Origin of the sequence: Erwinia sp. V90_4, from assembly GCF_029967685.1 — a bacterium.
Taxonomy (GTDB): domain Bacteria; phylum Pseudomonadota; class Gammaproteobacteria; order Enterobacterales; family Enterobacteriaceae; genus Erwinia; species Erwinia aphidicola.
This window is the reverse complement of record NZ_JASCAQ010000075.1, coordinates 1-26,626: the sequence shown is the minus strand read 5'-3', so window position 1 is coordinate 26,626 and position 26,626 is coordinate 1. Positions and strand designations below refer to the sequence as shown.

Sequence of the window (26,626 nt, the reverse complement as noted above, 5' to 3'; positions counted from 1 at the left end):
CCCCGCCGCCGCTGGCCGACCATAAACGCGGGCGGCCACGACGCGTACCGCATACCCGTAGGAAAGCGGTCGGCCACGATGCTTACCGCATACCCGTAGGGGTTGACCCTTTTTTTCGGTCAACCCGTCTCTGCACCCGCCGCCGCTGGCCGACCAGAAAAGCGGTCGGCCACTACGCATACCGCATACCCCGTAGGAAAGCGGTCGGCCACTACGCGTATCGCATTCCCGTAGGGGTTGACCCTCTTTTTCGGTCAACCCGTTTCTGACCCAGCCACCGCTGGCCGACCAGAAAAGCGGTCGGCCACTACGCGTACCGCATACCCCGTAGGAAAGCGGTCGGCCACTGCCGTTATAACTGTTTATGCGCGGTCTCTTTGGCTAACCATACTGATACTCCGGTTATCAGCAGCGCTGCGCACACGTACAGCGACACCGCCAGCGTGCTGCCCATCTCTTTATACAGCGAAGTGATGATCAGCGGCGCAAAGCCTCCGCCGACAATGCCCGCCAGCGTATAGGCCAGCGATGAACCGGCGTAGCGAACCCGCGTCGGGAACTGCTCGGTGACAAATGCCGCCTGCGGGCCGTACATCATGGCGTGGATCAGCAGGCCGCCAATCACCGCGAGGCAAATTAACAGCGGTTGGCTGCTGTCGAGCAGCGTAAAGAAGACAAAGGCCCAGACCATCGCCAGCAGCGCACCCATCAGATACACCGGGCGGCGGCCAAGGCGATCGGAAAGTGCGCCAAACAGCGGTACGGTCACTGCATTGCCCAGCGCACCGAGCATGGTCGCCATCAGCGCCAGCGGACGCGGCAGGTTAAGCACCGTCGTGACATAGGTCAGCGTGAACACCACCACCAGCGCATACAGCACGTCAGAGCCAATGCGCGAGCCACCGGCGATCAGCAGCGCGCGCGGATGCTGGGTAAATACCTCTTTCAGCGGAGTCTGAGTAGTGTTATGCGCTTTCTCCAGCTGTAAAAACGCCGGAGTTTCCCCCACGCTGCGGCGCACCCACAGGCCAAACAGCACCAGCAGCAGGCTCAGCAGGAACGGAATACGCCAGCCCCACTCCTGAAATGCCTCGGCGGGCAGCAGCAGGGTTACCAGAGTGATAAAGCCAGTGCCAATCAGCGTGCCGCAAGAGGGACCAACCTGTGCAAACGAGGCGTTGCGCCCGCGCTGGTGCGGCTGACCGTGCTCCATCGACAGCAGTACCGCCCCGGCCCACTCACCGCCGAGCGCAATGCCCTGAATAAAGCGCAGCGCCACCAGCAGCACCGGGCTCCAGATCCCCCAGCTGGCATAGCCGGGCAGCAGCCCCATCATCGCCGTGGTGACGCCCATGATCACCAGCGTGGTGACCAGCACAAAGCGCCGGCCAAGCACGTCACCCAGATGCCCGAAGACCATGCCGCCAATCGGGCGCGAAACGTAGCCTACTGCATAGGTTGAAAACGCCAGAATGGTGCCGACCAGCGGGTCGAACGACGGGAAGAACACATGGTTGAATATCAGCGCCGCCATAATGTTGTAGACCGTGAAGTCATACCACTCCAGCGCGGTGCCGACTGAACTGGCCGCCGCGAGACGGGCGGTGTGCGGGGTGTTCTTGCCAGCGGCCTGTTCACGCTGATGCAGGGTTACTTCAGTTTCCGAAATGGTCATGGTCAGTCTCCGGGTTCAGTCAGATACGGCCGCTTATGCCACCACCGGCAGAGCGTGCGTGTGGTACTGGTGAGCTATCGTGCGCCCACCCTCTTCGTCAACCAGCTCCATGCGGAACTCCGCCGCCGGGCGAATACCGCCAATGGCCGCCAGCGTCCCGCAGGTCATCGCCATGCCGTCGCGGAATGCCGTGCCGTAGCGGTCCATCAGATCCTGCGGCGTGCGCATGGCGGCCAGCGTGCCCTGCTGGTAAAGCTGCCACTCCCCCTGCTCTTTGATCCAGGAGCGCAGGATCAGGGAATCCCAGCGGGCAATCACGCTGTCGAGTGGCCAGGCCGTGTGCGCCACCGGTTTGATACACAGCTGTTTTGACATCGCCACGCTGACCGCTTCGAACTCACGGTCAGTATGGTCAGAGGCCAGCGACAGCCACAGCTTGCCCTGATGGGCAAAGATCAGCGGTTCGGCCTCCCCTGACGTCGCCTCGCCCACCACTTCCAGCTGGGCATGCTGGCTAAGCTGGTTCGCCGTGACGCGGTAAAACAGCGGCACTGCACCAGGACGGGGCACACCCAGCGCCTCTAGCTCATGGATATGGTGCAGTACAGCGGCTTCATCCCTGCCGGTCCACCCTGCTATAATTAAATGATTTACAACAACATTAATTTCATTTTCCGTTTCTGATGCGCGATTAAAGGTGAGATTCATGGTTCGCTGACTCCAGTTGAAATTACTGTGAAATTTCACTCTACTTTAAACAAAGCGATTTTCGTGCCATGTTTTTGTGTAGAATGCAAAGCAGGTCAACATTTGTTGGAGAAAAGCGTGTCGGCTGAAGAACTCTATCCCCTGAATTCCCCCCCCAAAGCCCGCGTCCTGTCGCTGAATGAGCTGGCCTATCTGCGTTTCAAGCAGGCGCTCATCACCCTGCGCTATCGCCCCGGCGAATACCTCAATACCGCGCAGGTCATGGCCGATCTGGAGATGGGGCGCACCCCGGTGAACCAGGCGGTGCACCGTCTGGCAGCAGAGGGGCTGCTGCAGGTCATCCCGCGTAAGGGAGTGATGGTGGCGCCGCTGTCGATTGACGATGCGCAGGAGCTGATCGAAGTGCGTCTGGCGAATGAAGGTTTATGCGTGCGCCTTGCCGCTCAGCATATAACGGAAGCCGCGCTCAGCACGCTGCGTGACCTGAATCAGCAGATCGCCGCCGCCTGCGACAAGCGTGACCGCGCCGGAATGATGATGCTCGATCAGCAGTTTCACCAGACGCTGGCCGCGATTGCCGCCAATGGCCGGCTGGCGGATATCCTCAGCGTAATCCACGCGCAGGCGCAGCGCTTTTGGGCCACCACCCTGTCGCGGGAGAGCCATATGTACGAAGTGGTGGCGGAGCACGAGGCGATTATCAGTGCATTAGCCGCCCGCGACAGTGAAGCGGCTATCGCGGCAACGCGCGCGCATATTCTCTCTTTCCAGCGCGCGCTGCTCGGCCAGTAGACGTTTTTCCGCCGCCTCACCCGGGCGGCGCCAGCCAAAAATCCCTTCTGACTCACATTTTGCCGCATCAATTCCTGAATATTTGCCAATTCTCGTCTAAAGTTTTTCGTATGCTCAATAACTTACAGATCGCCTAGGATCTGGACATGGAGAATTGCTGATGAGAAGAGCCGAAAAACGTCAACGGAATATGCCTCTGTTCACCCCACTACTGCTGGCTGGCGCCCTTGCCGTCAGCTTCTCGCTTCAGGCAGAAGATAATCAGCGAATGTTAAACAGCACGCCACAGCCGCCGGATGTGCGCCTTGGGCCGCTGTTCCACGCGGTGCAGGCCGCCAAGCTCTACCCCGATCAGAAAACCTTCGCCGATGCGGTGCCAAAAAACGATCCCACATCGATCCTCAGCGACTGGCAGATGCAGAAAAGCCAGCGCAACTTCGACCTCAAGCGCTTTGTCGCCACCAACTTTACCCTGCCGGCGGAAGGAGATAAGTACGTGCCGCCAGCCGGCCAGAGCCTGCGTGAGCATATCAACGGCCTGTGGCCGGTGCTGACGCGCTCCACCACCCAGGCAAGCCAGTGGGACTCCCTGCTGCCGCTGCCGAAGCCTTACGTGGTGCCGGGCGGGCGCTTCCGCGAAGTTTATTACTGGGACAGCTACTTCACCATGCTGGGGCTGGCGGAGAGCGGACACTGGGATCGCGTGCAGGACATGGTCGATAACTTCGCTACCGAGCTGGACAAATATGGTCACATCCCGAACGGTAACCGCAGCTACTACCTCAGCCGCTCGCAGCCGCCGTTCTTTAGCATGATGGTCGACCTGCTGGCGAAACACGACGGCGACGCGGTCTACAGCAAATACCTGCCGCAGCTGCAAAAAGAGTACAACTACTGGATGGCGGACGCCGACAGCGACGCGCTGAAAGCGGGCCACGCCAGCAAGCGCGTGGTGAAGCTGAAAGATGGTACCCTGCTCAATCGCTACTGGGATGCACGCGACGTGCCGCGAACCGAATCTTATATGGATGATATCGCCACCGCGCAGAAGGCCAGCGGCCGCGACAAGCCGGAGCTGTACCGCGATCTGCGCGCCGGAGCCGCTTCCGGCTGGGACTTCAGCTCGCGCTGGTTTGATAAGCCCGGCGATCTGTCGACCATCCACACCACGCAGATTGTACCGGTGGATCTGAACGCCCTGATGTTCCACCTTGAGCAGACGCTGGCAAAAGCCAGTAAAGTCGCCAAACAGGATGATGCCAGCCAGCGCTTCGCCGCATTGGCGCAAAAGCGTCAGCAGGCAATCAACCAGTATCTGTGGGATGACAAGCAGGGCTGGTACGCCGACTACAACTGGAAGAAAAACAGCGTGCGCCCGCAGCTTACCGCTGCCGCGCTGTTCCCGCTCTATCTGCAGGCGGCCACCGATGACCACGCCAGCCGTACCGCCGCGGCAGTGAAGGCTCAACTGCTGAAAGAGGGCGGGCTGGTGACCACCACCGTTAATAATGGCCAGCAGTGGGACGCGCCGAACGGCTGGGCGCCGCTGCAGTGGGCGGCCGTCGAAGGGCTGAATCACTACGGCCAGCAGGATCTGGCTAAAGAGATCGGCATGCGCTTCCTGCAAAACGTGCAGACCACCTACGACAAGGAACATAAGCTGGTGGAGAAATACGTGGTGGAAGGGAAAGGGCTGGGCGGCGGCGGCGGCGGTGAATACCCGCTGCAGGACGGCTTCGGCTGGACCAACGGCGTCACGCTTAAGCTGATGGATCTCTACTGCCCGCAAGGGGTGACCTGTAATAACGTTGGCGATATCACCGCAGCGAAACCCGCCAACTAATCTGACGCGCTTTTCACCAGGGCGATCGACCGATCGCCCTGACTTAATCCTCACTCGATCCCTTTCCCTTCAGACTGATATTGCCCCTTGACCTACAAAATTTAGGGTTGAAATTTCCTTACTAAAAACTAACAATTCTCATTGTCATTCTCATATCGTTTTGTGTTTAGCCGAGAGTGGCGCTTTTCGCTGGCCCCATTACTCTTCCCGGGGCGCCGCCTGTACCTCACAAGGGACTATTAAAACAATGACTTACAACCTGAAGCGTTCCGTCTTGTTGTGCGCTATCGCCATGACCGCTCCCGGTATTACCCTGGCCGCCAATGAAACTATGGTGGTCACTGCCGCTCCGCCGCAAACCGCCGATAGCCCGACGCAGGGCTACACCGCGACCACTTCTACCGGGGCGACCAAAACCGATGAACCCTTGATCACCACCGGGCAGTCAATCTCGGTGGTGACGCGCCAGCAGTTTGTTGACCAGGGGGCTAACACGGTCAGCCAGGCGCTGAACTATACCCCGGGGGTATTCTCCAACTTCGGCGGTGGCGCCACGCGTTTTGATACCATCGCCCTGCGCGGCTTCCACGGCGGCGACGTCGATAACCTGTTCCTTGACGGCATGCGTCTGATGAGCGACGGCGGCAGCCATAACATTATGCAGATCGACCCGTGGTTCATTGAGCGGCTGGATATCATTAAAGGCCCGTCATCCTCCCTCTACGGCCAGACGGTGCCGGGCGGGCTGGTGAATATCACCATGAAGCGCCCGCAGTTTGCCCCCGAGGGCCACTTTCGCCTGACGGGTGGATCGCAGAACACCAGGGGTGCGGCATTTGACTACACCAATGCGATTAACGACCAGTGGGCATTTCGCCTGACGGGGATGACGCAGACCAGCGATACCCAGTACGACAACTCGCGCGAAGAGCGTTACGCTATCGCCCCTGCTCTGCTGTGGCAGCCGAGCGAAGATACCTCGCTGCTGCTGCGCGCCTATCTGCAAAAAGATCCGGCCGGCGGCTACCACGGCTCCACGCCGCTCTCCGGCACGCTGACCCAGCACAATGGCCAGTGGCTGAAGGATGGCTTCAACGAAGGTGAAAGCTCCGTCCAGCAGTACAAGCGCCGCGAGCAGATCTACAGCTACGAATTCTCACACCGCTTTAATGAAATCTGGTCGGTGCGCTCCAACGCCAGCTATACCCACAGCAGCGTAGCGCTGGATCAGGTGTATCAGACCGGCTGGATCGGCAACAGTAACCAACTGGCGCGCGGCTACAGCGGCTCCCGCGGCTCGCTTGACGGCTGGTCGACCGATAACCAGCTGGAAGCGGATTTCGCTACCGGCGAGCTGCAGCACAAAGTGGTGGTGGGTGCGGAGTATCATCGCTTTACCAATGATGTCTGGACTGGCGCCGGGACTGCCAGCCCGCTCGATCCGTTCACCGGTGCCACCGCATCGCACGGCGTGGCGGTAACTTATCAGGATAACACCACGCGCCATTACTATCAGAGCGGGCTGTACCTGCAGGATGAGATGCAGTGGGATAAGTGGCACGCCAATGTCTCCGGCCGCTACGACCGCATTGTTTCGCAGCAGGACAACCACAGCACCGACATCAGCAAACGCCGCCAGGACGATCACATCAGCGGGCGCGCTTCCCTGCTGTATGCCTTTGACAGCGGGATCTCCCCTTACGTCAGTTACGCGCAGGCCATCACGCCTGCCAGCCTGAATGACAAGGACGGCAATGCGCTGAAGCCGTCGACTTCTGAGCAGTATGAAGCCGGGGTGAAATTCCAGCCGCCGGGCACCAACGACATGTATACCGCCGCGCTGTATGACCTGACGCAGAAAGATGTCGCCACGCGTGATGCCAATGACATTGGCAGCGCCAGCTATGTGCCGGCCGGTAAAGTGCATTCGCAGGGAATTGAGCTGGAAGCGCGTAATCAGCTGACGCCGCGCCTCAGCACCATCGCCGGATACACCCTGAACCGCCTGCGCTATAAAGAGTCGCTGGACGGCAATTCGGGCCACACCCCGCTGCTGACGCCAAACCAGATGGCTTCCGCCTGGGCGCATTACCAGTTTGATTACGGCATCAGTGCCGGGGCCGGGGTGCGTTACATCGGTAAGCAGTGGGCCAACGACGAGAACACCGCGCGCGTGCCGTCGGTGACGCTGGTCGATGCTTCGGTGCGTGCCGATCTTGGCGGCTGGAACAGCCAGTTGAAGGGTGCGTATGTGCAGGTTAACGCCAACAACCTGTTTAACCGCGATTACATCGCCGCCTGCTACAGCACCACCAACTGTTACCTCGGTGCCGAGCGCAGCGTGATCGCTACCGTCGGTTACGATTTCTAAACCGCAGGCAGCAAAAAGGGAGGCATCAGCCTCCCTTTTTTTAATTCATGCTGCCGGTCAACTGCGGACTTTGCGGTAGATCCACAGCACGACAATCGCACCGATCACCGCGACAACAAAGCTGCCGAAGTTGAAGCCGTCAACTTTGCCGAAGCCGAAGAAGGTGCTGATCCAGCCACCTACTACTGCACCCACCACACCCAGTACGATGGTAATAATGAAACCACCACCATCTTTACCCGGCATGATCCACTTGGCGATAATACCGGCAATCAGACCAAAAATGATCCATGAAAGAATACCCATTGATAACTCCTTAATATCTTGTGATTTAACCGTCACTGTTTAACACGCCCTTAGTATAGGCGAAGATTATAAGTCTGTGATTTAAATCCAGAGTTTCAGAGAAACTTTTGTAAAAAATCCGTAAAGCCCGACGCAGGCTTGCCGATAACCGTATCAGAGTGGCTAACCGCATGATTTGCACCTGGACTGGAGCTGGATGTGAAAGAGGACGATAAAGAGCAGTATCTTAAACGCGGGACGCTGGCGGTCCTCGCCGTATTGCGCGATCTGCTGGAACACCAGACGCCGGTGATGGTTTCACATCCGCGCGGTCAGTTCATCACCCGCCTGCTGTCCGCAGATAAAGAGAGCCTGGTGCTCGATTACGGCAGCAACGACTACGACAACCAGCTGGCGAAAGAAGCCCAGGAGCTGCACGTCACCGCCGAAATGCGCGGCGCCAAAGTTGAATTTGCCCTGCCCGCGCTCAGCCTGAGCGAGCATGAAGGCCTGCCCGCGTTTAGCGCCGCCCTGCCAGAACTGTTATGGATGATCCAGCGGCGAGAGTTTTTCCGCGTGAATGCCCCGCTTAGCCCGGTTTTCTACTGCTATATCCCCTGGCCGGATGGCTCCGGTGAGGGTCGCCTGCGCTTGCAGGATCTGTCGCTGGGTGGCATAGGCGTGCTGGCCGACGATGCGCTGCCTGAAGGGTTGGAATCCGGCGTCAGTATCAAAAAGCTGCGCGTGGAGATGGGTGAGTATGGGCGTTTTGAGGTGGATGCTCAGCTGATGACGATAGGTAAGCGCAGCGTGGTCGGCAGTAAAAGCGAAACCATCGTCACGCCGCGCCTCAGCTTACGCTTTCTGTCGCTCAATGCCGCGCAGGAGCGCGTGCTGCAGCAGGTGATCTTCTCGCTGGAGCGGCTGGCGCGCGATAAGGCCAACCGCTTCCAGTAAGCGTCAGATGGTGCGGTAAGCGGTGGTGACTTTCCACAGATAGCGCGGAGCCTGTGCCGCCGGATGTTTTTCTTGCACGTGCTGATAAAACTCTTCCGGGCTCATGGCGTTAATCATCGCAATCGCGCGGTCACGATCGCGTGAGAAGGTGCGCAGCAGCGCACCGGCGCCGTTCGCGTATGAGACAATAGTGGCGTAACGCAGGGTTTTCGGATCGCGGATACCCGCCAGCTGCTGCTCCTGCAAAATACGCAGGTAGGCGGCACCGATATCAATATTCTTTACCGGGTCGCGCAGTTCCGATTTGCTCGGCTGACCGCGCAACCCCGCAGCGCGATACACTTCCCGCCCTGCCGTTGAAGCTTTAATCTGCATCAATCCAATGGCATTCGACTTACTGACTACCGTTGGATTGCCGCCCGATTCAACCGTGATGATCGCTTCAATCAGCTTCTGGTCGATGCCGTTACGCTGCGCCGCCTGCTCGGTCATCATTGACCATGCACTCGCCACTTTTGATGGCGGTGCCTGCGTCAGCGGGGTATCCGGCTGATGAGCCACTTTTCTCTCGGGTTCGCTGGAGCACCCTGCCAGCATTAAGGCCGCGACTATCGCTACCGTTTTCACGCTTTTCTGCACGCTTTTTCTCACGCTTATTTTATCCTGTGCGCCTTTGGTCTGGCGTTATCATACGGGTTACCGCAGGTCTGAGAATTGCCGTAACTCCTAATTTGTGCGCGCTACCAGTGACTTCGCCGCTGCGATTCGTCATCATCTGGGCCATACGGAGAAATTGGACCGCTGCCGGAGGAAATAAATCCACGACGGCGCATAAAAAACCAGCAAAGTGACGATTATGGCGATAACCCCACGCAACATTCATCTGATTGCCCCTTCCGGCTTCTGCCATAATCCGGCAGCCGCCGAGCGCGGCGTTGCCCGCCTGCGGGCCGAGGGCCATCGCGTAGACAACGGTGACGTGATTACCCGGCGCGAGCAGCGTTTTGCCGGCAGCGATAGCCAGCGACTCGCCGATATCAACGATTTGGCGCGGCTGGAAACGCTGCCGGACATCGTGCTCGCGGTGCGTGGCGGCTACGGAGCCAGCCGCTTGCTGCCCGACATCCACTATTCAGCGCTGGCCGAGCGCCTGAACAATGCCCCGCTGGCGCTGTGCGGGCACAGTGACTTCACGGCGATTCAGCTGGCGCTGCTGGTGAAAAGTGGCGTTGTCAGCTTTAGCGCGCCGATGCTGGCCGGGAATTTCGGCGCTGAGACTTTATCTGAATTCACACTCGACCACTTCTGGCGCGCCCTGACTTCGCCTAAATTAACACTGGAATGGCAGACAGCCTCTCCCGCCGTTACTGCATCAGGCACGGTTTGGGGCGGCAATCTGGCCATGATCGCCTCGCTGATTGGTACCCCCTGGCTGCCAGAGTTCGACGGCGGCATTTTGGTGATCGAAGACGTGAACGAACACCCTTTCCGCATTGAACGCATGCTGTTGCAACTGCACTACAGCGGGATCCTTGCCCGCCAGAGTGCCATTGTCACCGGCAGCTTTAGCGGAGCCACTTTGACCGACTACGACAACGGCTATGATTTTGCCAGCGTCTGGAACCTGATCCGCGACCTGACCGGTGTTCCGGTGGTCAGCGGTCTGGCCTTTGGCCACAGTGCCGACACCGTCACGCTGCCCCTGGGATCGCACGGGCAGCTGAACGTCAGCGGTACCACCGGCTCACTGACGCTGACAGGTTACCCGACGCTGCGCTGATCGTTAGGAGCGCAGACATGAAGCAGCTGTATGAAGATCTCTGGATATCCACGCCTGAGTTTCCTGCAGGCGAAGAGGAACCAGAATTGATGATGCACGGCTTTTTGTTGCAGCATCTGCGCGGTAATTTGCTGATTTCACGGGTCGAGAACCCGGAAGATCACCAGGTCATTGCCGATCGGGGCGGGATTATCCGCCACTACTTAACCCACTGGCACGAGGCTGGTCCGGGCGTGCGGCTGTTACAGCAGCGTTTTAACTCGGCCCTCTACTGCCACTCGCGGGCGCTGGGCCAGGTGAGCCGCTTTGCGGAAGCCGATGCCACCTTTAATGCTGCGGAAGTTCACTGCGGCAGCTTCCACGTCGTGCCCACCCCGGGACACACGCCGGGCAGCACCAGCTATCTGTATGCCTCACCGCACGGTAAAACCTATCTGTTTGTCGGTGACACTGTCACATTATCCCGCGATCGCTGGGTAACGGTGCTGGTCGAGGAGAGTAATGAAGCAGACCTGCGCCAGACGCTTGAATTTTACCGCGCGCTGCGCCCGGATGTGGTGCTGATGGGCACCACCGCCGGGCATCTGGCTTGGCAGGAGGTGGACGTGCGCCAGTGGCTGTCGCTGCTTGATGAGGCGGAAAATAATCCGCTGGATCTGCGCCATCACGAGCACCTTCTGCCCGGCCATCACTGATTAGGCTGGCGGCTTATGTACAGCCATAATAAACATCATTGGCCGCTCGCGCTCTTCCGCCAGCGCCGGCTGTAGAGCGACCTGCTCTGCGGTTGGCCCCCACTCATCCAGCGCGCTGATAACAAACCCTGCGGCAATCAGCATATTAATCCAGCTCGCCAGCGTGCGATGCTGTTTGATCACGCCATCAGCAAACCAGTTAGTGACGCGCTGGCCTTCCTGCTGATAGCCGCTGACCGGCCAGGATTTCTGCTGGTTGTCATCAATATGCCAGCCCTGCCGGGCTGGCGCGGTATAGATAGGGTGCTCGGCCGTGAAGATAAACTGGCCGCCGGGCTTCAGTGCCGCAAACACCACCGCCAGCATCGCCGGTAGTGCTTCGACATAGTGCAGCGCCAGCGCGCTGAAGGCGACATCAAAGGTCTGTGCGGGCAGCTGCAGGGTTTCGAGATCCGCTCGCTGCCAGGCAATTGCCGGGTTATCGCCCAGGCTGATGGCTTTCTCCAGCATTTTTTCGGAGACATCCAGCGCCAGCACGGAGTGCGCGCCCTGCTGGCAGGCATAGCGGCTAAACCAGCCATAGCCGCACCCGAGATCAACCACCTCTTTTCCGGCAAGCTCCGGTAGCAACGCCTGCACGCTCGGCCACTCCGGTGCGCCATCCAGCCCCTTAACCGAACGATCTAATGTGGCATAACCGGCAAAAAAAGCCGGATCGTCATAAATATTTTGCGCCATGGTCTTTTCCTTTTATCAGCCTGGGCAATTTTAATGCTGATATGCGCCTGATGAAAACCCCTGCAGAAGGGTGCAGATAAATAGTCATTGAACCTTGTCGTGGTTACCTGTATTTTTATACAGCAAAAAATAACAAGGAGCAGAGATGTTTGTTGAACTGATTTATGACAAGCGCAACGTTGCGGGTCTGCCGAATGCCGAACAGCTGATCCTGGCCGAGCTGGAAAAGCGCGTGCAGCGTGTGTTTCCCGATGCGCTGGTCAAGGTAAAACCGATGCAGGCCAACGGCGTGAAAAGTGACGCCAGTAAAAGCGATAAGTCCACGCTGTTACGCATTATTGAAGAGATGTTTGAGGAAGCCGATCAGTGGATGGTGTCTGAAGAATTTTGATGATGTAACTGCGAGGTCAGCCAAAAAAATTGATTTTAATTAAGATTGAAGGTGCTTTTCATTTGCATTAATTGAGAATCATCCTATCATGCTAATTAATAGATTTCCCTGGTGTTGGCCCGCATTAAAGCTCTTCGCGGGCTTTTTTTTGCCTGAAAGATAAGGCAGCTTAACCAGTTAGTCACTTTTCCCGCATCCCCTGCCGCTAGCGCGCCGCGCCGCAGGAAGCTTTAGCGCCTGTTGCGTTCGGCCAGCTCTTCACTCAATAAATCACACACTTTTGCCGCAAAAGCCGAGCTGTCACGCAGCATTTGAATGGCCTCCTCAAGAGTCTGTGGCGGCATCTGCCCCACAATACGCCAGCCAAGCGCGATGTTTTTGGCATCGATAAGCCGTTCGGAACCCTTTTCACTTGCCGCACTTTCAGACACGTTTCTCTCCTGCTGTAAATTTTGGACCTATTTTACGGAGCCAGGCGGCATTATCACAACCCCACATCCTGATGGAAATCGGCTAACGGTTATTTTTTACACTATATTTGCTTAAAATTTGCATTTTCCGCGCTTATTTCGGACTAATGCCGGATAAAAGACAGACAATTCTTAACGGTAAAAACCCTTTTATCCCCTATGCGCGTGCGCATTCTCAGCCCTAAACCCTGATTCAGTTCCTTCCCCTCGACAAATAAAAAAATCGCCCGATTAAGGGCGATTTCGGCTTAAGGCGGCAAACTAACTGAAATAGGGCATCTTGCGGTCAATGCCATTAATGTTGAGCGTGACATAGCCGGCCGGCACCGTGCTGGCCGGGGCTGCGGCCACCGCGGTGGCCAGTGTCACCACGCCATTTTCGTTCGCGCCAAGACCTGCCAGCCCGTTATGCATGCTGAGGCGTGCGTTGGGGGTAACGGTGCCAATCTGCGTCTCATCCGTGACTTCGTTCAGGTCCGGGGTATACAAGGAACACTCCCCCGACTCAAAGCGCGTTGGTCCGGTAGAGCGCAGATTAAACATGGTGTCACCGCTGCCTGCCTTAAGCTTCACCCAGACCTCGACAATATTTTCATAGCTGCGCCTGTATTTGACATCCAGCACCGCAGGCTGCCCGCGGTGGTACATATCGCCCCACACGGCGGTGGCGCAGCGCTGAAAATTGAGCCAGGTGGCGCCGGAGGCCACCGTCTGCGTCGGGCTGCCCGCCACTCCGGAGGGATTAGCAGTGGACATCTTGCCGATAAGCTCAATCGTCCACTGCTGATTCACCCTGGGGAAGACAAACTTGCCCACCTTGAACCATTTATCGCTGTCAGCCGTGTTGGTCAGCTTGTAGCCGCTGTACCAGCCTGCCTTCATCGACCCGGTCATGGTGGTGCCGAAATTCTCATCCCGGCGCCAGCCGCCTTCGTATCCTGACAGCCAGCGCCCGCTGGCGTTGTCCAGGCTGACTTTCGCCCCCGCCTGTAAATTAAGCTGGCGGAACAGCGCGCGGCTGTTGTTCATACTCAGCGGGTTATCGCAGTCCTCCACGCTGAGGGCGTCAACAATCCACTGCCCGTTGGTCAGGTCACCCGGGAAGCGCGTATGTTCAATCCACACGTTGCGAATAATCCCCTGAGTCATACGCGGCATCATCAGCGTGGCGTCAGCGAAGCCATACTGGAAATTGGCATCGGTCAGCTCGACGGCCGTAGCATGATCCCACACGCCGTTAGGGGAGTTAGACCAGCCCACCTCAAATACCCGCGCGTAGGTGTACTGAGAGTAGATCTGGTCAAAGCGGGTATCGAGCGTGTCGAGCAGTTTGATCGCCGTGCCGCCGTTGTACTGCACGCGGAAGCAGCGGATATTCACAAACTCCCCTTCGATAGTGATGTTTTCGAAAAACGGCTGCACGTTGGAGAGCATATCCGGGGTAATCGCGCCCGTTGTTGCGCTGGTGTCCGCCGTTGCCTGCCCGTTCCAGCTGATGCCGCGGATCACCGTGCGGCGCGCGTTCACTTTGAACACGGTGCTGGGCGATTTATCAGAGACAATCACCGTGCGCGGCGTAGCGCCATAAGGGCTGTCATCACCGTACAGGGCAAAGCACGGAATTTCGCTGGCGGTAAGGTCAATCGGGTTGATCAGGAACTTGCCGGCGGGAAAACGTACGCCAAGATTTTTGGCATTGCTATCATAGCTTTGTGACCAGCTGAACATGCGTTTGAAGGCATCACTGTCGTCGGTAATCCCGTCACCGCGCGCGCCAAAGTGATAGAGATTGACCTGTTCAGTGTCATTGATGATGCGCTTCCAGAAAAAGCCGCTGCCTTTGGCTACGGTGCCGCCGTCATCACTCAGGGGGGTGGTGCCGGAGAAGCCGACAAAGTCGCCGCCGCCGTGGAAGGTGGAGTCTTTATCGTAGTAACGTTTGAGCATGGCGATATCACCGGCCTTAGCAGGTGCAGTGGTACGCAAATCGGCAAAGCAGTTAACTTCAATCATAAATACCTCCGGGATGAGACAGGTGAAACCTGTCGGGGATGCCCTGACGGGCGATGTGAAGGGGTTTTCAATGGAATCAGGCTTTAACGGTCGCCAGGCCGCAGTACCGCAAATATCGTGGCGACATTGCCTTTGGCACGATAGACCGCCGCGCAGAAGATCAGATTGATCACCACCGCCGCCCAGTGCGTATGCACGTAAACATCAAAAAGAAAGCGGAACGGTACCGAGGCATAGGCGAGGATGATCAGGTATGCAAGCCAGGAAGCCCACCACTGGTGTTTAGCTCCGGGCTTATAGAAAAACATCAGCCTCAGCACGATAGCCGAGCACACCACCACATTGGTGATAACGATTGGATCACTTGTTGCCATGATGACCTCCTCTCCAGCGTGTCAGCCAGGTTGCCGGATCCTGCTGGCTGAAAAACGTCAGCGTTTTAATCGCCAGTGCGGAGAGCAGCACCGCGCCCAGGCCGTCCAGCGGTTTATCGCTATAGCCGAGGATCTGCGCCAGCTTCGCTCCAACCAGACCTGCGCCGTACACGCCCACAATCCAGGAAACCACAAAGTAGGCAGCGCGGCGGATAACCTGAATATCTGCCGCTGTGGCAACGTAAAACACCGCACCGGCAAAGGCGCCAAAGAGTACCCCATAGTCGGTGGTGCCTGGCATGCCGAACAGGCCAGCGCCCGTCGTCACTGCAGCGCCCAGACTGACTGCTAATATTGATGCTGCCATATTGCCTCCGTTGCTCTGCCCTCAGAATTCAGAGATAAAAAAAGCCCCAACGTAATGTCGGGGCTGCTTAGCGTTCACCGTGCTGGCGGGGAAGCGCGTTTTTATAAAGTTAACCTGCTTTTTGCGTACGCGTGAGCCGGAAAGAGAAATTTTCAGCAATTTTTAGTACCGCAGATTTATTGACGCGCTCGAGGCACCTGCAGTGAGCGCCGCGCCAGTTCGCCTGAGCGTACATTGCGCCCTGGCTGAAAACAGCTCATATTGCAGCTGGAGTGACAGTAAAGTGTCCAAACGCGAGGTCATATGAAGTGTAACAATATCCTCCTGCAGAGCATTGCGCCGCCTGCGGTTTTCTCCGGTATCCCACCCGTTGCGTTAAGCGATGCCACTATTCTTGAGCGCAAAAACAAACTGCTGGCGCGGATGAGTGACGCAGGCTATGACGCCCTGGTGATTTATGCGGATAAGGAGCACGGTGCAAATTTTGAATATCTCACCGGTTTTATTCCGCGCTTTGAAGAGGGGCTGCTGATCCTCAACCGCAGTGGACAAGCCAGCCTGATCCTCGGCAATGAAAACCTGAAAATGGCTAACCACTGCCGCATCCCGGCTGCGCTGCACCACTGCGCGTTTTTCTCGCTGCCGAATCAACCGATGGTGCAGGAACAGCCGCTTGAGGCCCTGTTCAGCGCGGCAGAGCTTGGCGATAAAACTAAGATTGGCGTGGTGGGCTGGAAGATGTTTACCTCCTCCACGGCGGATAACCGCAAGATCTTCGATCTGCCGTGGTTTATCGTCGAGGCGCTAAAAAACAGCCTGGCGGATAATGCCGTGCTGGAGAACGCCGCAGATCTTTTTATCAGCGGCGAGAACGGCGCCAGAACCACGAATAATGCCAACGAGATCGCGCATTATGAGTACGGCGCTAACCTCGCGTCCTGCTGCATCCTCGCGGCGATGAACGCGGTTGAACCGGGCCTGCGTGAGAGCGAACTGGGTGCGCTGCTGGCCGCCGAAGGCCAGTATCACACGGTGGTGACCATTGCCGCTGCCGGGCAGCGCTTCGAGAAAGCCAACCTCTACCCCAGCTATAAGCAAATCGAAGCGGGACAGCCACTCTCAATGACCACCGCCTTTAAAGGCGGGCTTTCCAGCCGCAGCGGCTTTGTCATTAGCGATGAAAGCCAACTGCCGCAACGTCAGCATGACTATTTAGACCGCGTGGTGAAACCCTACTTCGCAACGGTCGCCAGCTGGCTGGAAGCGATTCGCATCGGCATGCCCGGCGGCGAGCTGTATCACCTTGTTGAAACGGTGCTGGAGCAGAAAAAATATGGCTGGCACCTGAACCCGGGCCACCTCGGCGCTGATGAAGAGTGGATGTCATCCCCCGTGTATGCGAACTCGGCGGAAACCCTGAAAAGCGGCATGATCGTGCAGATTGATATTATCCCCTCCGTAGCCGGCTACAGCGGCACCAGCTGCGAGGAGTGCATCGCGCTGGCGGACGGGGCGCTTCAGGCGCAGATCCAACGCGATTATCCCGAACTCTGGCAGCGCATCAGCACCCGGCGCCACTACATCATTAACACGCTGGGTATTGATCTCAGCGATGAGGTCATTCCGCTATCGAATACCGTGGCATACCTGCGCCCGTTCCTGCTCAATAAGCAGTTGGCGCTGGTCTGCCGTAAGCCTCACGCCAGCTGATACTGTACGGAGAGCTGCCCTTTCTTCTCTTTCACCTTGAGGATGCGGACTTCGCCGACCTGCGCAGTGGAATCCACATGGGTGCCACCGCAGGCATAGGCGGGCAGTTCACCCCAGGTGACCTTGCGCCGCCCGGCTTCTTCACTCAGCTGGCGGCGTAGCCCCTGCGCCACCAGCGCCGCGACGCCCGAGGTGAAATCCTCAGCGCTGACGGCGCTGAGCGGCTCGCGCGGCTCGAATACCACGCGCCCTTCCCCCGGCCGATGGTCGCCCTTATTGCCGTACCAGCCAAACTTCTCGCCCACCGCCGCTATCAGATGCCCGGCGGAGTGATAGCGGGTATGCAGCTGGCGCATCGCAGCGTCGACGCGCAGATCCACCGCCCCCAGCGCTACCGGTCCATCGGTATAGTGAGCGACTTCGTCCCCTTCCTGCACCGCGTGCAGCATGTTGACCGCGCCCAGCGTGCCCCGGTCCGAGGGCTGCCCGCCGCCCTTCGGATGAAACAGGGTGGACGAGAGGATCACGCGGTAGCGCCCATCCTCCTGCGCGCTGCAGCCGATGACGCTGCTGGTACATTCCAGCGCATCGCTGTGGTAGTAGAGTCTTTCAGTCATCGTCTATTTCCTTATCTGTTAGCCTGCAAAATTCTTCAGCGCATCAACGGTGGTGGTGGAGCCGCCGCAGACAATCACCAGCACATTTTTCAGCACGGCGGCGGGGATTTTTTTGCCGTAAAGCAGGGCCAGCGCCGCGCCGCAGGCCGGCTCCACCAGCGTGCGGTGATCGTCAAGAAATGCCAGGCAGGCATCAACGGCTTCACGATCGCTGACGCGCAGCGGGATGACCGGCCTCTCTGCCGCCACGTCAAAAGCACGCTGGCACACCTGACGCGCCCCGAGCGAGGTCGCTATTCCGGACAGTTGCGCAAGCTCGGTCAGGCATCCCGCCTGCAGGGATGCAAAATAAGAAGCCATGCCCTCGGTTTCGGCGGCATATATCGGCACATCGTGCAGCCCGTTACGCCGCAGCCCTTCATCCACCCCGGCCAGCAGCCCGCCGCCACCTACCGCGACGACAACCGCATCTGGGCGCACACCTTCGGCCAGCACCTCATCGATCATCGAGGCATGGCCCTGCCACAGTAGCGGGTCATCAAACGGATGGATAAACACATCGTCATTCCCCCGCAGCGATTGCGCCCGTTCGTTGGCTTCTGACCACATGCTGCCATGCACTATGACCTCGGCACCCTCTATGGAGAGCAGATGTTTAGCGCGCCCGGTGGTGGTTTCCGGTACCACCACCACCGTCGGCACGCCAAGCCTGCGCCCGGCATAAGCCACAGCCAGGCCGGCATTACCGCCGGATGAGGTGATGAAACGCTTTGCACCATTGGCATAGTGCTGCTCACAAACATAGCCAATACCGCGCATCTTGAACGATCCGCTGGGCTGTGAGGCTTCCATCTTCAGCCATATGCGCGTGTTTGCCAGCTGGCTGAGGGGCAGAGATTCAATCAGGGGGGTAACGATATTCAGGGGCATAACCACGACTCCAGAAAGGGATAACCGGACGATCAGCTGCCCGATTTTTTAAGTTCATCCAGATAGTTATAGATGGTGTAACGCGTAATACCGAGCGCTGCGGCGGCTTTCTCGACGCCGCCTTTCATCAGGAAGATCCCCTTCTCCTGCATCTGCCTGACCGCCAGCAGCCTGGCCTTTTTGCTGTCGGCCCTGCTGCTGCCCGGGCTGAGTTCCGTGGCGCTGGTGATGATGTCGCGCATCAGATCTTCGATATTTTCATGCGCGGCCTCAAGGGTATTTTGTCTCGGCGGCGCATCATCCTGCGGGGGAATGGTGCGCGTAAGGCTTTGCAAAATATTCAGCGCATCGCTAATGCTCTGGTTATCGACGTTAATGCAGAGTGCGGCAAAAGGCGCTTTCCCCGGGGTGCGATAAAAGGCGGTGCTGCTGCGCAGTGGCGCACCGCTACTGCTGTAGGTGGGGTAATCCAGCATCAGGGTGACCGGCTCAGCGCTCGCATCCATCGCGCTGATAAAGGCTTTGTCACTGCGCAACCCCGCCAGCACCGAGTCCCCTCTGCGCCGCCCGGTCACGTGCGGATTGGCGATTTCGGCAATGGAGAACTCCGGCGAGCGCAGATCGTGCAGCACCACTTCGGTATTGGCAGCAATCACGCTGCCGATAACGCGCACCGCCGCGGCCAGCATCAGCAGGAGATCGTCCTGGTAGCGAGAGTCAGCGAGGTTCATAGCAGATCTCTATTAAACATTATGTTGACGATAATAGCGATAAACGCGTTTAGATCAACATAATGTTGATCTAAACGCAGATCTCTCTGCTTCCGGCCAGGTCGCTGGGAGAATTTGATGATTAACTGGCGGAGCGCGTGTCCCCTGATACAGAGTCGGTGAGTGTCGCCCTCACATGAGGCAGGCTCTGAGGATAGTTTTGCTGAACGAACTCAATCATTCTTTCGCGCACGTAGCAGCGCAAATCAAAGGCCGTTGGCGAGTTCTGCGCCGTCATCAATAACCTGATGGTCATGGTTTTTTCATTCGTATCGGTCACCTGCAGTACCTGAGTCTGCTTATCCCACAATTTGGTTTCGCTGAGGATCTGTTCAAAATGCTTACGCAGAGGCTCCAGCGGCATGGAATAATCGAGGTAGAGAAAAACAGAACCTAAAATTTGCGCGTTATTACGCGTCCAGTTCTGGAAGGGATTTTCAGTAAAGTAGGTAATGGGAAGTACCAGCCGACGCAGGTCCCAGATACGCACCACCACATAGGTCAGGTTTATCTCTTCAATCCAGCCCCACTCATTTTCGACCACCACCGCATCATCAATTTTTATCGGCTGCGTAAACGCTATCTGAATGCCGGCAAACAGGTTAACAAGCGACTTCTGCAGGGCAAAACCGATGATGATCCCAGCCACTCCAGCACCGGCCAGAATCGTCGTACCGAATTTGCGCACGCTGGGAAAGCTGAGGAGGATCAGCGTCAGGCAGAATGACACCAGCAGCACGATAGCCACTTTCTTAACATACATTATTTGGGTACGAATTTTACGCGCGCGGAGATTATTCGATAGATTAATGTCATAGCGTATAAAAAGCATATCCTGCGCAACGTTGGTCAGGCGAATTAAAATAGAGCAGAATGATAAAATAATAAATATATTAAGCGTGGTGGTAATAAAGCCCAGAGAGCCTGGCTGAATATCAATATAATGGATCCCGACATTGATCAACATCAGGGGAATGAAAAGAAACAGTGAACCACGAAGATGTTTTTCCAGTGATTTAAACAGCTTACGGTCACGGCTCTGCCAGTAGCGGATGAACCTGAGCAGGATAAACCGGGCGAGGAATCCCAGGACGAGTGAGAGCGTGACGAGTAATACGGCAGGCACCCAGGTTGGCGCACCAGATAACTCACCAAATATCATTTGCATCCTTTACCCTTATAGCCAACTAACAACCTCAGGCTGTCAGATAAGTAACAAAATAAGTAACCGTTGTCTTGCCGGTTATCTGCGAAGTGATGATTGGCACAGATGAAACCTTCAAATACGCTTCGCGACTGTTTGAAAATTTCGAAATGCGCCAACAGCTTAAGGTTAGCACAGATGCCCCCCGCTGAAATTCTGGGGGCGACGACCGACTCAGCGTCAGTGAGCAGGCGCGGTTGCCAGCTGGCCGGATGCTTCGTAAGCAACTTTCTTATCCTGACCAGAGGCCTGCGGCTTAAGTACGGATATGGCCTGAACGCTGTTTTCGAACAGCGACAATTCAGGCAGTATGGACACCCGGTAAAACATCAATGAAAAGGAATTTTATGTCGCCAAGATCGCCACTGCTAACGTTACCTCTGCTGACAACCTCGCTATTGCTGCTAACGGGCTGCCCGCCTGCACCAGACCTCACTCAGTGGCAGCGCCCAGATACCGATATCGACGGCGTGCGCGTTGCGATGGGTCAATGCGGCGTGCCCCTCCCCGGCCCCGATATCCCGAAAACCGACAATGAGTCAGTTCTCTATTATCAGTGCATGGAGAAAATGGGTTTTACCCGCAAGGACGGTTTCAAAATTTGCAGCGTTCGCGTCTATCATGATACGCCTGCCTGCCGCAGTCAGGAGCAGGGGCACCCGTTGAATCAAAGCCAGCTCGAGGCGCTGCCTTTTGTCGCAGACAGAGGCTTTCATCCGATTAAGCCCGAGTCCGGCGTGGACACGTCTTCCCTGATTAGCTGGCGTCAGGCCGGGGTATCTCGGCATTTTTCTCACGAAATTGAAAATGATAGGCAGGCACTGGCGGTGATGTATCAGTGCGGCTATCCGCAGCCTTTAGGCTCGGTGCCATACGTGCCGACGCTACGCAAAGCCGCTGAAGTTCAGCGTTGCATGCTGGATAAAGGCTTCGAGCCAAAAAACACGCTCAGTTTGGTCTGCCGCAATTACCCGCAGGTCACCGGCTGCCCTGAGTCGCTTGCCAGGGATTAGCCACTGCAATGGCGGGAATATCACTTTCTGGCACCTTGCAGGGCACTGTTGCAAAGTTCGCGATGAGGTAGCCTTTTGTCTTATTAATAGGCCTCACATTTCAAAAATTCTGCTTATCAGACGCATTTCGCCCAGGCGGGCATCGACCTTCGCGTTTGAGTAACGCAGCGCACGTCCATAGGTGGGCGCTTTATCCGTGTTGATGGAGCGTGGGATCTGCCACTTCTTCACGTTATTGAAGATTTTACCCAAGAACCGGTATGCCGCCTTGCTGTTACGACGCTGGGAGAGGTAAAAATCGACAGTGCGGCCCATGCTGTCAACTTTGCAGTACTAGCGAACCGCCCATAGGATGATGTCTCTCTGAAAATGCCGGCCTTTGAATAGGTTCATGTGCTACTCCATCAGCAAATGGAGCGATCACTCTACCACCTACAGATTTTTGCAACAGAGCCCCACAGGTCGGTTTCGGACGTTGAAGCGCAGTCGTCACGCCATTCGGTTATAACAAAAAGCATTATGGCTGGAAGCAACAGGGAGGATCTGTACGAGTGAGTGCCAGGAGCGGACATTGTGGAATGTGTACGAGGCTGGCAGCTATTCCCGATAGTTCACCTCTGATGCTACACTCTTCTCAATTATCATTACCCCAACGAATAAATCAATGACCAGCGCTGATTTCAAACGCCCTAAATTGGAACTCCCGAATGGGGCAGATAAACTGCTACTACACTCGTGCTGCGCTCCCTGCTCCGGTGAGGTTATGGAGGCGATCCAGGCCTCGGGAATCGACTACACCATTTTCTTCTACAACCCGAACATTCACCCGAAGAAAGAATATCTGCTTCGTAAAGATGAGAATATTCGCTTTGCCGAACAACACGGTGTTCCGTTTATCGACGCGGACTACGACACGGATAACTGGTTTGAGCGTGCTAAAGGCATGGAATGGGAGCCCGAGCGCGGCATTCGCTGTACCATGTGTTTTGACATGCGCTTTGAACGGACGGCGCTATACGCCGCTGAAAATGGCTTCAGCGTGATCAGTAGCTCACTTGGCATTTCGCGCTGGAAAAATATTCAGCAAATCAATGACAGTGGACAGCGGGCCGCCGCGCACTATCAGGGAATAGTGTACTGGGACTATAACTGGCGCAAGCAGGGCGGTTCGTCGCGCATGATTGAAATCAGCAAGCGCGAGCAGTTCTACCAGCAGGAATACTGTGGCTGCGTTTATTCGCTGCGGGACAGCAACCTGCACCGCAAATCCCAGGGCCGTCTCCTTATTCAGCTCGGTAAGCTTTACTACGGTAAAGAAGACGAGCAGGCATGATTTTTATTTGACGCCCTCGATGGAGTGACAGTCTTCCTTCTGCTTTCCTTTAACAACTGAATGCGCCACCCGGCATGGAACAGTAATTTTTCTGTCATGAGATGGCTGAATGCCGATCTTGGGGTTGTACGCCGCAACTCCAGAAAAATTCCGTCACCAAAGCTAAAGACCATATGATTTGCATGACGTTGATTAAATTGCGGGTTATGCGATAACTTTCCGCATTAGAACCGTTGTTTTAATGATTGTCACTCAACCGGTCGTTTATGTAATAGGGGTCAGTTTGGAAATAGGAAATCATTGTACTCCTAGCGCATTATTTAACTAATCAAGCCCATAAGGGATTGATTTAGTGCCAATGGCTATCGCTTTTAAATTATCGGCATTCCGTATCGCATTTAGGTTATCTGATGAGACAAAATCCACGGGAAATGGCGTACAGCGCGAGGGTACACTCCATTGCTATAGGTAAGCCTGTTCGAAAAACACGCTTACCGTACAATAATTCTCTATATCCAAACTGCCCCCTATTACTACACTGAGTATGTTCGATATTGTGATGGATGCAAGGTAAAGAAGGTTGAAAGCGCCTTTTTACATTACAAATTTAATTTCCATAAAAAAGTCGCCGAAGGCGACATTTTTTTTCATGTTTTTATTTTATTTATTATTTGGTGCTTCTTTTACTTTCTATGTTTCTTATCATCCCTAAGAAGTCCTCCCTTATTTTTTCAATCCATGTTCCGCCAGTTTGATAAAATCCGTTATCTAAAAGCTCCTTGCTTTCTGACTCAACGATTATCCGTTTTACTGCATGTTCAAAAATGACCTTTTGCTTTGGAGAAAAAGAATAAAATACTTTTTCGTAGATGTCCTTGTAACGAGAAACTTGGCGATATTTGTAAATGTCATTGGGTATGATTCTCATCAAAGCATCTCCTTTTTCAAAGAACTCAAAAGATTCCTTCCCTTCCTTAGTTACACAAATCAACAGGTATAGCCTTGCTTGTTGAGTGTCTATGTTTTTAGTATGGTAATTGCTCTTTCTCTCAGCTAGGGAATAGGCTGTTTTAATATAAGTCTGCGCATTCCCATACTCTTTAAATGGAATTACAGACATTGCATACTGTACCCAGTAATGAGGATCTTTCATTAATCTCGGTAATATTTGCTTTACCTTCTCGTAATAAAAGTTGATCTCAACTCTCTTTTGAGGAAGCATTTTTTCAACGATAGAAAACCTTAGTAATGAAGTTATTATATCAGAGTATTTCTTATCTTTAGTTTCATGGTTTGTTTTATTTAAGTGTTCAACTATTTTTAGCAATTGATTAGCTACGTATTTTGAATCAAGGGCATTTGCGATTAGATATCGGGATAACGTACTTGATTTCGTCTTTATAACACCTCTTTCTACGCGAAATAGATTTCTAACACCATAGTTCTCAATGAAATTTTGAGAGTAAATTCCATCATTCATTGCTATGTCTGAAATTAAAGATCTGTCAATGTTAAGGCCCATTACATCCATCATAAGAATTGCAAATGTTGTATCTTTTAATCTAGGCTCTGAGAAAATTGAGTCTGTTATTTCACCTATTTTTCTTTTGATAGAATCTGATTTCAATACTGAAAGCAATAATAGAGATAATTGGGTTTTTGCTTCTTCATCTAAGTCTCTTAATTTTTCTCTTTTGGAAAGTCCTGCGCGCTCTCCCCACTCGCCTAAATTATCAACAATATCAATAAACTCATCAACTTCTGAATCTAGCAAATAATCAATGTTGTAATTTTTAAAGTTACTCAAGTCCATTGATATTAATTGCTCTTTCGTTACCTCGTAACCATAATGCCTTGTTGATATAACTATCTGAATATTATCATAATTTTTTTCAATTACATGCCTTGTTGCATCGATTTTATTACTGTAGTCATCAATGAAAACAATTGACTTTCTATTTTTTTTTGATATTGATTCGAGGTCTTTTGTAAAGCTAAATTCATTATTTAAATATAAATAGCAGTCAAATCCCAATCGCGACATATGGGACATTATAATTTTTATTAGTACGGTTTTACCATTTCCTAAGTCACTTGTTATTACAGCGTTGTGTCCTGAATTTATAGCGCCCACTATATTTTCAAGCTCTGACCTATGGATTATTTTTCTTTCAATTCCTTTTGAAAGAGTGACTTGGTCAATGTATTCATTTCGAACGTTACCGAACAACATGAAGTTAGCAACTTCTGAGTCTCTAATGTCATGACTGTTTTCGTTTAGCTGATAGAGATCCATTGAGCTTACCATCTCAATGTTTTCATTGTGGGTGTTGTTTGCTATGCAGTCATTGACTACTTTAGCAAACCCTTTTACCCCTATATTAAGTACATCGCCAAACAATGAGGCTTTATAGTTCTCAAATGTATTTGTTCCTTCTCTAGCAATAAAGAATGTCTTTTCTTTTATTTCATCGTTATCAAATAATATTTTTTGTATGTCTATATCATACATTGAATAACCGATGAAAATTATTGCACTACAATGGTCTATGTCAGTCTTAAACTGTGAGTACCATGGTGAGTTTATAAATTGGTCTGCTGATAAATAAGATGAGCTTGTAAGCTTTATTTTGCTATCGAGATCGGATTCGCTTGCTTTATCAAGTTTTCCGTTGATGTGCAAGCAAATATCTTTTGCTTTCTTATAATCAATTGGTTTGTCAGTCAGATCTAAAGATGTGATCGTCTTTCCTGCGTTTAGATTTGCAAGTTCTATAGTGTTATCATAATTAGTTGTGTATGTTTTTCTCCAATTTAACTTGCATATATCAATTTGATCTTGAGTTACCTCATTGATGCTGAATGTTCTTTTTAATATTTCAAGTAGACTGTCTCTTCTCGGAATGTTTTTAAGGAAGAAATCTGAGCTGACCATTAGGTCTTCGCATTCTTGTATCTGTTTTATTTGGCTTTCATCTGCATTTTTTTCTTCAAAGAAAATCGCTGACTCTGCTGATATTATCTTTGCAAGTTCCTTTGCTGTGGGGATTTTATTTCCTTCTACATTCTGTGATTCTAATGAAAATCCAGCCCCTGTGAATAACAGCGCGTTACCAGTGGCTATTAACCTCTTCAATTTTTCTAAATTATCACTATTGTCAGGTTCTGATGTATAGCTCATTGATCTTCTAGCGTTAAGGGACTCGCTATCCATGTTTTTTTCTCTCTTTATGAAGTGGGTTTTTGAGCTTTATTTAATATTTAAAAGCATACGAAGTCCATCTTTTTTTAAGAGAAATCGTTAAGTCATCCTGAAGTTATCTTGATTTTTTGATGCAGGAAGGGCATTGTTAATAACGAAAAGACCACCCGGCAAGGTGGCCTTTCGAAGGATCAGAAACCGGCAAGTTTCTAAACTGATGTAACTGGCTTTAACGGAGCACAGTGACCAAATCTGTCCTTCCAGTCTAGCCGCAGTTGGGCACCCTCTTCAAGAACTCTGTATTTACATCGTAAATACTACACCGCTCCGTAAACCAGTTACCAGTTACCAGTTACCAGTTACCAGTTACCAGTTACCAGTTACCAGT

24 protein-coding genes and 1 pseudogene are annotated in these 26,626 nt (G+C 54.1%); 10 read left to right on the top strand and 15 right to left on the bottom strand.

Annotated elements, in window-relative coordinates:
- Positions 1–352 precede the first annotated feature (352 nt).
- On the bottom strand, positions 353–1,675 hold the full coding sequence (locus QLG07_RS23680; protein WP_282470283.1) for an MFS transporter: 1,323 nt from the start codon (positions 1,673–1,675) through the stop codon (positions 353–355).
- Positions 1,676–1,708: 33 nt separating this feature from the next.
- On the bottom strand, positions 1,709–2,383 hold the full coding sequence (locus QLG07_RS23675; protein WP_048916287.1) for a DUF2848 domain-containing protein: 675 nt from the start codon (positions 2,381–2,383) through the stop codon (positions 1,709–1,711).
- A 117-nt stretch (positions 2,384–2,500) separates the two neighbouring features.
- On the opposite strand from QLG07_RS23675, the gene QLG07_RS23670 reads away from it, so the two are divergent.
- The 3 genes from QLG07_RS23670 to QLG07_RS23660 all read left to right on the top strand — a co-directional run bounded on the left by QLG07_RS23670 (position 2,501) and on the right by QLG07_RS23660 (position 7,389).
- Entirely contained in the window at positions 2,501–3,175 is a 675-nt protein-coding gene (locus tag QLG07_RS23670) for a GntR family transcriptional regulator (RefSeq protein ID WP_048916305.1), read from the top strand.
- Positions 3,176–3,335: 160 nt separating this feature from the next.
- Positions 3,336–5,018 (top strand): alpha,alpha-trehalase TreA, encoded by a 1,683-nt coding sequence (gene treA, locus QLG07_RS23665; protein ID WP_187498265.1) that lies wholly within the window; start codon positions 3,336–3,338, stop codon positions 5,016–5,018.
- 247 nt (positions 5,019–5,265) lie between these two features.
- Entirely contained in the window at positions 5,266–7,389 is a 2,124-nt protein-coding gene (locus QLG07_RS23660; RefSeq protein WP_048916289.1) for a TonB-dependent siderophore receptor, read from the top strand.
- A 57-nt stretch (positions 7,390–7,446) separates the two neighbouring features.
- Here the strand turns inward: QLG07_RS23660 and QLG07_RS23655 are convergent, their stop codons facing one another.
- Positions 7,447–7,695 (bottom strand): GlsB/YeaQ/YmgE family stress response membrane protein, encoded by a 249-nt coding sequence (locus QLG07_RS23655; RefSeq protein WP_048916290.1) that lies wholly within the window; start codon positions 7,693–7,695, stop codon positions 7,447–7,449.
- A 198-nt stretch (positions 7,696–7,893) separates the two neighbouring features.
- On the opposite strand from QLG07_RS23655, the gene QLG07_RS23650 reads away from it, so the two are divergent.
- On the top strand, positions 7,894–8,631 hold the full coding sequence (locus QLG07_RS23650) for a flagellar brake protein (RefSeq protein WP_282470282.1): 738 nt from the start codon (positions 7,894–7,896) through the stop codon (positions 8,629–8,631).
- Positions 8,632–8,634: 3 nt separating this feature from the next.
- Here QLG07_RS23650 and emtA read toward each other — a convergent pair whose 3' ends face one another.
- A complete protein-coding gene (gene emtA, locus QLG07_RS23645) occupies positions 8,635–9,270 on the bottom strand; it encodes a membrane-bound lytic murein transglycosylase EmtA (RefSeq protein WP_099754161.1) in 636 nt (211 codons plus the stop codon).
- Positions 9,271–9,487: 217 nt separating this feature from the next.
- Between emtA and ldcA the strand changes: the two genes are divergently transcribed.
- Both ldcA and QLG07_RS23635 read left to right on the top strand, forming a co-directional pair.
- Positions 9,488–10,411, top strand: coding sequence for a muramoyltetrapeptide carboxypeptidase (gene ldcA / locus QLG07_RS23640; RefSeq protein ID WP_282470281.1), 924 nt, complete (start codon positions 9,488–9,490; stop codon positions 10,409–10,411).
- A 17-nt stretch (positions 10,412–10,428) separates the two neighbouring features.
- Complete coding sequence (locus tag QLG07_RS23635) at positions 10,429–11,106, top strand: MBL fold metallo-hydrolase (protein ID WP_048916293.1); 678 nt, start codon at positions 10,429–10,431, stop codon at positions 11,104–11,106.
- Here the strand turns inward: QLG07_RS23635 and QLG07_RS23630 are convergent, their stop codons facing one another.
- Complete coding sequence (locus tag QLG07_RS23630) at positions 11,107–11,844, bottom strand: class I SAM-dependent methyltransferase (protein ID WP_048916294.1); 738 nt, start codon at positions 11,842–11,844, stop codon at positions 11,107–11,109.
- A 145-nt stretch (positions 11,845–11,989) separates the two neighbouring features.
- On the opposite strand from QLG07_RS23630, the gene QLG07_RS23625 reads away from it, so the two are divergent.
- On the top strand, positions 11,990–12,235 hold the full coding sequence (locus QLG07_RS23625; protein WP_048916295.1) for a DinI-like family protein: 246 nt from the start codon (positions 11,990–11,992) through the stop codon (positions 12,233–12,235).
- Between the two features lie 230 nt (positions 12,236–12,465).
- Here the strand turns inward: QLG07_RS23625 and QLG07_RS23620 are convergent, their stop codons facing one another.
- The 4 genes from QLG07_RS23620 to QLG07_RS23605 form a co-directional block, all read right to left on the bottom strand.
- The gene (locus QLG07_RS23620) at positions 12,466–12,666 is read right to left on the bottom strand and encodes a hypothetical protein (protein WP_099754151.1); all 201 of its coding nucleotides are present in this window, start codon (positions 12,664–12,666) and stop codon (positions 12,466–12,468) included.
- A 300-nt stretch (positions 12,667–12,966) separates the two neighbouring features.
- Positions 12,967–14,718, bottom strand: coding sequence for a glycosyl hydrolase family 28-related protein (locus QLG07_RS23615; RefSeq protein WP_282470280.1), 1,752 nt, complete (start codon positions 14,716–14,718; stop codon positions 12,967–12,969).
- A gap of 83 nt (positions 14,719–14,801) precedes the next feature.
- A complete protein-coding gene (locus QLG07_RS23610) occupies positions 14,802–15,092 on the bottom strand; it encodes a phage holin family protein (RefSeq protein WP_048916298.1) in 291 nt (96 codons plus the stop codon).
- Entirely contained in the window at positions 15,079–15,459 is a 381-nt protein-coding gene (locus tag QLG07_RS23605; protein WP_048916299.1) for a putative holin, read from the bottom strand. Before QLG07_RS23605 ends, QLG07_RS23610 begins: the two co-directional genes overlap by 14 nt.
- 303 nt (positions 15,460–15,762) lie before the next feature.
- On the opposite strand from QLG07_RS23605, the gene QLG07_RS23600 reads away from it, so the two are divergent.
- A complete protein-coding gene (locus QLG07_RS23600) occupies positions 15,763–17,169 on the top strand; it encodes an aminopeptidase P family protein (protein WP_282470279.1) in 1,407 nt (468 codons plus the stop codon).
- Here QLG07_RS23600 and QLG07_RS23595 read toward each other — a convergent pair.
- From QLG07_RS23595 to QLG07_RS23580, 4 genes are all read right to left on the bottom strand, one after another.
- On the bottom strand, positions 17,157–17,786 hold the full coding sequence (locus tag QLG07_RS23595) for an alanyl-tRNA editing protein (protein ID WP_282470278.1): 630 nt from the start codon (positions 17,784–17,786) through the stop codon (positions 17,157–17,159). The two genes, QLG07_RS23600 and QLG07_RS23595, sit on opposite strands and share 13 nt — an antisense overlap.
- 18 nt (positions 17,787–17,804) lie before the next feature.
- Positions 17,805–18,716, bottom strand: a complete 912-nt coding sequence (locus tag QLG07_RS23590; RefSeq protein WP_282470277.1) for a pyridoxal-phosphate dependent enzyme — start codon at positions 18,714–18,716, stop codon at positions 17,805–17,807.
- 32 nt (positions 18,717–18,748) lie between these two features.
- Positions 18,749–19,447 (bottom strand): PAS domain-containing protein, encoded by a 699-nt coding sequence (locus QLG07_RS23585; protein WP_282470276.1) that lies wholly within the window; start codon positions 19,445–19,447, stop codon positions 18,749–18,751.
- Between the two features lie 121 nt (positions 19,448–19,568).
- Positions 19,569–20,654, bottom strand: a complete 1,086-nt coding sequence (locus QLG07_RS23580; RefSeq protein WP_048916304.1) for a mechanosensitive ion channel family protein — start codon at positions 20,652–20,654, stop codon at positions 19,569–19,571.
- 383 nt (positions 20,655–21,037) lie between these two features.
- Between QLG07_RS23580 and QLG07_RS23575 the strand changes: the two genes are divergently transcribed.
- A complete protein-coding gene (locus QLG07_RS23575) occupies positions 21,038–21,703 on the top strand; it encodes a hypothetical protein (protein WP_282470275.1) in 666 nt (221 codons plus the stop codon).
- A 136-nt stretch (positions 21,704–21,839) separates the two neighbouring features.
- Here QLG07_RS23575 and QLG07_RS23570 read toward each other — a convergent pair.
- A pseudogene (locus QLG07_RS23570) lies at positions 21,840–22,096 on the bottom strand (DDE-type integrase/transposase/recombinase); the annotation flags it as partial.
- A 271-nt stretch (positions 22,097–22,367) separates the two neighbouring features.
- Between QLG07_RS23570 and QLG07_RS23565 the strand changes: the two are divergent.
- Positions 22,368–23,036 (top strand): epoxyqueuosine reductase QueH, encoded by a 669-nt coding sequence (locus QLG07_RS23565; protein WP_282470274.1) that lies wholly within the window; start codon positions 22,368–22,370, stop codon positions 23,034–23,036.
- Positions 23,037–23,703: 667 nt separating this feature from the next.
- Here QLG07_RS23565 and QLG07_RS23560 read toward each other — a convergent pair.
- Positions 23,704–26,250 carry an SIR2 family protein gene (locus QLG07_RS23560; RefSeq protein WP_282470273.1) on the bottom strand — a complete coding sequence of 849 codons (2,547 nt, stop codon included), beginning with the start codon at positions 26,248–26,250 and terminating at the stop codon, positions 23,704–23,706.
- Positions 26,251–26,626: the final 376 nt, after the last annotated feature.